The following is a 7,166-nucleotide window of genomic DNA, read 5'->3' as shown; positions in this document are numbered from 1 at the left end:
CCGCCACGGGCTCCGGTGCCACGGCCACCGACGACGGCATCGTCACCGCCAGCATCGCCAATGCCACGGTGCAGGCCGGCGGCACGGCAAGCGTGGTCGCGACGACCGCACCCCAGACGCAGGCCCGTGCGGAAGGCTACAACGGCGCGGTATACGCGGCCATCGGCGCCTCGGTGGCCAAGGCGACCGCCGCCACCACCGCGAACGCCGCGATCATGGGCAGCAGTATCGTCGCCGATGGCGTAGACGTACGCGCCGCCACGATGCGCACTGCAGGCAGTCAGAATGCCGACGCCTTCGCGCGCGCCACGGGTGGCGCAGGACTCGTGGGTGCCAATGCCACCGACGCCGATGCCCTGACCAAGACCGCCAGCCACGCGACGATCGGCGGCAACACGGTCCTGCTGGTGAACAACGCCACCCTTGTCAGCGCCAGTTCCGACACCGGCACGCACGCCAATGCCAACGGCGTTACCGTGGGTGGGGTGCTGGCCGTTGGCGCCAACATCGCGCAGGCCGATGCCAATACCGACACCACGGCGACCATCGAAAACGGGGTGACCGGCCAGGCCGGCGCGACGCTGACCGTGCAGGCCATCGGCACTGACGAGACCACCGCGCAGGCCATGTCGGGCAGCGGTGGGCTGATCTCAGGTGCGGCAGCTGTGGCCGATACGCGCAACCAGTCGCGCACGACCGCAGCACTGGGCGGTGGCACCAGCAGCCAGGCGCTGCTGGCGACCGGCTCGGGCGGTGACGGCAAGATCGTCGTCGATGCCCTCCACACCGCACGCTTCAATGGCGAGGTGGATTCAGTCAACGCCGCGCTGGTGGGCGCCAGCGGCGCCCTGACGCGCCATGACGTCGACGCCAGCGTGACCGCAGCCATCAGCGACGGCGCCAACCTGGTCAGCCACGGCATCGAAGCCACGGCGGCGAACCTCGTGCGCAAGCCGTGGCTCGACGGCGGCGAATACAATGCCGAGGCGGGCTCGGGCGGCTTCCTGAACGGCTCGGCCGTGATCAGCGAAAGCGACATCAATACCGTCACCCGGACGCTCATTGGCCAGAACGCCTCGGTGCGCATCACGGGCGACCGCGACGACCCGGGACGCACGCGCTTCACCGCGTACAGCGACGTCCAGGCGCGCGACAAGACCCGCCTGGACTCGGGCGGCGTGCTCGATATTGCACGCGCCGAATCGCTGGTCCATGACCACTTCGACACGGCTGTCGTCGTCGCTCAGGGCGCCAACCTCGACACCGTGGGCGACGCCAGCTTCGCGGCGCGCGTGGCCAGCGACATCGAGACCAGCGCCAATGCCAAGACCTACGGCCTATCCAGCGCGGCGCAGGGCAATTCGGCCGCCACCGTCACCGGCACGCTGGCCGTCAATATTGCCGGCGGTGCGACGATTCGCGCCGACGGCAACGTCAACCTGCTGGTGGGTTCCGATGCGGACGGCAATACCAACGCCATACGCGCCGTGGCCCGTACCGACCTGTTCAACAAGTCGATCGTGCCGGTGCAGACCGACCCGAACGCCGACGCAGCGATCGACATCCAGGGCCGCGTAGACGTGGCCAACGGCGCCGTCGTGCGCAGCGTCAAGGACGTCAACCTCTATGCCGAGCGCGGCAACCTGCTGGCCGACGGCAAGGGCGTGGGCAAGGACCTGTGGCGCGAGGCGGCGGCCGCAGTGGGCAGCTTCTTCTCGAACCTGTTCGGCGGAGGCGACATCTCGCTGGACATCGAAGGCGGCTCCAGCAAAACCGATGTCGCAAACCGGGTGAACATTGCCGGCAACGTGCAGGCCGGCATCCAGAACAAGCAGATCCTGCGCGTGGAAGACAACGCCGATGGCTCGCTGAAGGTGCTCGAGCAGTCGGAAGGCATCACCTTCCGCGAGACCACCATGGACCTCGTGGCGAACTTGCAGTCGGAGATCAATGCCTACACGCGGGCGCGCCAGCAGTACGCGGCAGCCGGCGACGCCTTCGTGGCGCAGATCGACGCCGAGATTTCACGCCTGCAGCAGGAGCTGGCGGCGTTTGGCGGCGTCTCGTCCAAGACCGTCAAGGTGATTGCTGTGGATCCGGTCTACGCCAGCGGCGGCGACGTCAATGTCAAGGCCGACGTGCTGACCGTGGCGGCAACCGGCAAAGTCAATGCGCCCGGCGATGCGCTGATCAACATCGACTCGTCGAGCAACCGCTACCTCCAGGTCTCCAAGCTGGAGATCCCCGAGGACCAGGGCGGTCATGTGACCTTCAACAACGCATCGGTCACCACGCTCGCCGACATCACCCAGCGGAACCGGGGCCAGGAAAGCGCGGGCAGCGGCACGCTGGTTACCGGCACGGCCAGCGGCAAGCCGGCCATCAGCGTGACGCAACGCTACCAGGCGCTGAACACCGGAGATCCGAATGCCCAGTCGCCAGACCTGCTGATCACCGGCGACGTGCTGAACCTCGGCGGCAACATCACCATCGAGAGCAAGGAAGGCAGTGTGCTGGTCAAGAACGGCCAGCAGGGCAACGGCACGATGGCGGGCAGCCGTATCCTGGGCCAGACCGTCAGCATCACGGCGGGCCGCGACTTCGTGATGTCCCCGACGGACGGCTATTTCCATGTGGCGGGCGATCCGTCGGCCACATGGGACGCCGTGGCGCAGGCGCTCGAAGCGAAGTACCGCGCCTACTCGCTGCGCTATGGCACCGACCCCGCCAACTGGTCCAACCCGAATGGCGCGATCGAGACCGCCACCCCGGGTTCCATTCCGCTGGCCAGCGGCGTCGGCATCATTGCCGGCAACAACGTGTTCCTGAACGCGCGCGTGCTCAATATCAACGGGCTGGTGCAGGCGGGCCTGCCGGACTGGTCGATTGTGCTCGACGCGGAGCGCGCTGGCGGCACCAGCATCGCGGCGCAGATCGCCAAGGCGGCCGCCGACTATGCGCAGCAACTGAAGGCCGGGGTCAAGCCGGGCGACATCAAGACCCGCTATGAGCTTTCGGGCGTGCGGATGACCGGCACGGACAGCCTGATCCACGCGGTCTACGACGTGGTCTCGCAGGAGATCGTGCTGGACAACGTCCGCGTGCAGGGCGGCTACATGGAACTGACCGGCCAGATCCTGAACACCGGCGGCGGCGAACTGCGTGTGATGGATGGCTACGGCCGCATCAACGTGCAGAACGACACCAACTACACGGTGCGCCTGAACACGCTCGACGTCGGCAGCAACATCGAGGGCACGATCAAGATCACCGACACGTCGGCAATGCTGTTCGATGGCCAGCCGCTCTCCTCAACGATCTACCGACGCATCGGCAACCAGATCACCCAGGAGACCGTGCGCGACGGCGCTGTGTTCGCCACGACGAACCTGGGCGAAGGTCGCACCACCACCTACACGCCTCTGTCCGGCCTGCGGTACGGCTGGACTTCGGGTCAGAAGCAGACGTTCCAGCGCGAGCTGGTCAACTACACCACCAAGGGCTGCTACGGCGCCGGCGGCGACGGCTGCGCCAGCGACGACCCCAGCGATTCCTGGCGCACGGGCTGGTATGCACTGGAGAGCGGCAAGCAGATCTATGACCGTACCGGCTTCGTCACCCGCGATCTTGCGCACGAGAGCGACGCTTATCTCTACGAGTTCCAGACCCGCACGGTCAAGGACACCACGCATGTGTCGACCTACGACACCGGCAAATATGGCTGCGGCATCTACTGGTGCGACAGCGAGATCTTCGTCTACCAGTACGAGAAACAGGACTTCCACAAGCACTCGGTCAAGGCCGACTACGCCATCGGCATCTCGTTCGTCGGTCATGACACCGGCAGCGTCAACGTGACCGGCAAGGGCAACGTCGTCATCGGCAGCACGGTCAACGCCGGCAACGGCACGGCCTCGATCACGTCCACCGCCGGCAGCATCAACGCCGCGGACCGTACCGTCGTGGTGGGCCAGGACGTGAACCTGTCGGCCGCCACCGGCATTGGCAACAACGGCAATGCCATCTCGGTGGACGTGCGGGACGGCGGCTTGCTGAACGCGAGCACCGTCGTGGGTGACGTGTCGGTGCGCGAGCGCAGCGGCGACATGGTGATCGGCCGTATCGGCACGGGGGCTGGCACCGTCACGCTCGAAGCCGACGCGTCGATCCTGGCAGGCCGGGCCGCTGCTGGCGGTCTGCCCGACATTCGCGGTACCTCGCTGAACCTGATTGCACACGGCGGCACGCTGGGCACAGCGGCACGGGCGCTGGAGATCCAGACCGACGGCGTCAACGGCAAGCTCGATGCGGAGGCCAATAACGACATCTTCCTGAGCCAGCGCGACGGCGACCTGCGCCTGAACCGCGTGGTGTCGCACGGGCGCGACGTCAGCATTGTGCTCGACAACGGCAGCTTCATCGACGCCAACGACAACAGCACGCGCGATACCCGCACGCTGGCGCAGCTCGAATCGCTGTGGACCGACATGCAGTTGCTCGGCGCCGGCGCCCAGGCCAGCACCGACCAGGCGCTGCGCAGCCTGGTGGGCCTGCGCGACCGCGAGTACCAGACCTACTGGAACTTGCGCAACCTGCGTCAGGTGGTGGGACCGGACGGCAACCCGATGCTGGTGGCCGACGCCTACGATCCGGCCACTGCCTCGCCCGAACTACAGGCGCTGCACGCCCGCTTCAGCCATCTGACCACTACCGACGGCACGGTCAGCGACCTGACGCAGCAGTACCAGGCGGGCTTTACCTACGCCGGCTACGTCACCGCCGAGGACAAGGCGTCGGTGACCACCGGCGGCACGTGGACGGCCAACGAACTCAAGTACGGCATCAGCCGCGCGGTCTACAACAAGACCACCACCGATACCGAAACGCAGATCGAGCAGCCCAATATCGAGGCCCGCAATGTCTCGCTGGTGGCACGCAATGGCGGCGTCGGCGCGCTGAAAGGCGAAGTCCTGATCGATGCCTCCACGGCTGGCTCCACGCTGACCCAGGCGCAGCGCGAGGCGCTGGCCACGGCCGAGGCCGATGACGTGGCCGTGCTGCCCAACGGGCAGTTGCGCATCATCCAGCGCGACGACGTCGACGTGGCCAGCACCGGTGCCATCTCGATCACGGCGGCCACGCACGTCTACCTTGGGTCCGAGACCGACCTCAATATCGACGCGGTGAAAGCCGGCGACACGATCCGCGTCAAGGGCGCGGGCGGTATCTATAGCGTGGCGACCGATCCGGCGCGTCCGAACCTCGAAGGCGGCAGCATGGTTCTGGAAGCCGGCGACGGCGGCGTGGGCACCGCCGCCAATCCGCTGACCACGCAGATTGCCAACGGCGGCACGCTGACCGCGCGTGGCGCGCTCGGCGTACACGTTGCGCAGCTTGCCGGCGATCTGAACGTGGCGGAAATCTACTCGCCCGGCGCGGTGTCGCTGTCGGCCCGTGCGGGCAACATCGTCGACGCGCGAGGACCGGACCGGTTGCAGGCCATCCAGGCAGGATCAGTGGCGTTGCAGGCGGCCGGTGCGATTGGCAGCAGCGTCAACCCGCTCGCGCTCACCGTGCTCGCCGACGGCCAGGTGACGGCAACCGCGTTGCAAGGCATCTTCCTCGCTAGCAACCAGCGCGCGCTGGCGCTGGGCGACATCGTCGCAGGCGGCGATGTCGGCATCGCGGCGGCGGGCGGCAGCCTGACGCTGTATGGCACGGTCGTCGGCACAGACGTGGCGCTGGGCAGCGCGCGCGGGCTGGTCTTTGCGGCGAGCGGCAACGTCCGCGCGGCCGGCGGCCTGTTCCTGCAAGGCGAATCCCTGACGATGGCGGACGGCGCCACGGCTGAAGCGGCCGGGCGTATCGAGGCGGTCACCAATCGCGACATGGCCCTCGGCCAGCTGACAGCCGGCGCCGACACGGCGGATGCGATCCGCCTTACCGCTGGCGGCAGCATCACCGACGCCAATGGCGACGGCATCAACCTGGCGGCGCGCGCACCGGGCGCCGGCATCGTGCTGGCGGCGGACGGCAGCATCGGCGCGGGCGACGTGCTGGAGATCGTCACGTCGTCACTCGATGCGCGCAGCGGCGGCAACCTCGCCCTCGCCTCACTGGGCAATCTGGACGCGATGTCGGTCACGGCCACCGGTCATGCCGCGCTCGACATCGCCGGATCGCTTGCGGGCGGGCGTCTCGCCAGCGGCTCCGCTGATCTGAGAGTGGCCGGCAACGCCGCGCTACACCAGTTGACGGTCGCGGGCAACGCCGGGATGCGTATTGGCGGCGCGCTGACCGCCGCCAACCTGCAGGCCAGCGCGTTGTCCGCCGACATCGGCGGCGATGTGGTGATCGGCCAGTTGGCGAGCAGCGGCCCTGCTCGCGTCGCAAGCGGCGCAAGCCTGCAGATCGGTGACGCATCGGCCGACGCCCTCGTCCTGCAGGCGGCCGGTACGCTGGCGGCCACGCAGATCACGGCGGGTAGCGCGCAGCTCGCCGCAGGTGGCGATCTGAACGTCGGCAGGCTGTCCGCCACGTCCGATGTACTGGCCGCCGCCGGGCACGACCTGCGCGCCAATGCCATCCAGGCCAACACCATGACGCTGTCGGCAGGCAACCAGCTGCGCGTCGACGAGGCCCGGGCCCAACAGCGTGCCGCGTTCGGCGGCCGCACCATCGTCGCCAACGTGCGTGCCACGGACCCCGCCGCGCCGCTGACATTGGTAGCCACCGGCACAAACGGCCTTGCCGCCACTGCGGTGGACACCGGCAGCGGCGCCCTCGCCGATCGGGTCGACCTGACGATCGACAGCGCTGCAGGTGCCAATTTCGGCAGACTGTGGACGGCTGGCGGTCAGTTGACCATGCGTGGCGGCGCACTCGATGTTGCGAGGGGGCGTGTGCTGGACCAGTTCGTCTTCAGCAACGAGGCCATGCGCGTGCTGATGGACAACCGCAGCATGCAGCCACGGCCATACGACGTACAACTGTACGCGCCGTCTACCCGCTTCGCACTCAATATGAACGGCAACCTCGTGACGACCGATGCCTTCGTGGTGCTGCGGGAGCCAGCCTTCCGCACCCGCACCCCGGCCGGCGAGAACGTCAGCCTGCGCGACGTGGGCGCGGACATGTCCGCGCGCGCCAATGCAGTGCCGCGACCC

The 7,166-nt window shown here is 68.0% G+C and carries 1 protein-coding gene; it reads left to right on the top strand.

Annotation, left to right across the window (positions count from 1 at the left end; all coding sequences use genetic code 11):
* On the top strand, positions 1-7,166 hold a 7,166-nt coding region (locus tag D769_RS32400), incomplete at both ends, for a hypothetical protein (protein ID WP_008648037.1).

The sequence above is a fragment of the Cupriavidus sp. HMR-1 genome (assembly GCF_000319775.1).
Lineage (GTDB): Bacteria > Pseudomonadota > Gammaproteobacteria > Burkholderiales > Burkholderiaceae > Cupriavidus > Cupriavidus metallidurans.
Note: the sequence above shows the minus strand (reverse complement) of the source record. Positions and strands in the feature narration are given on the sequence as shown.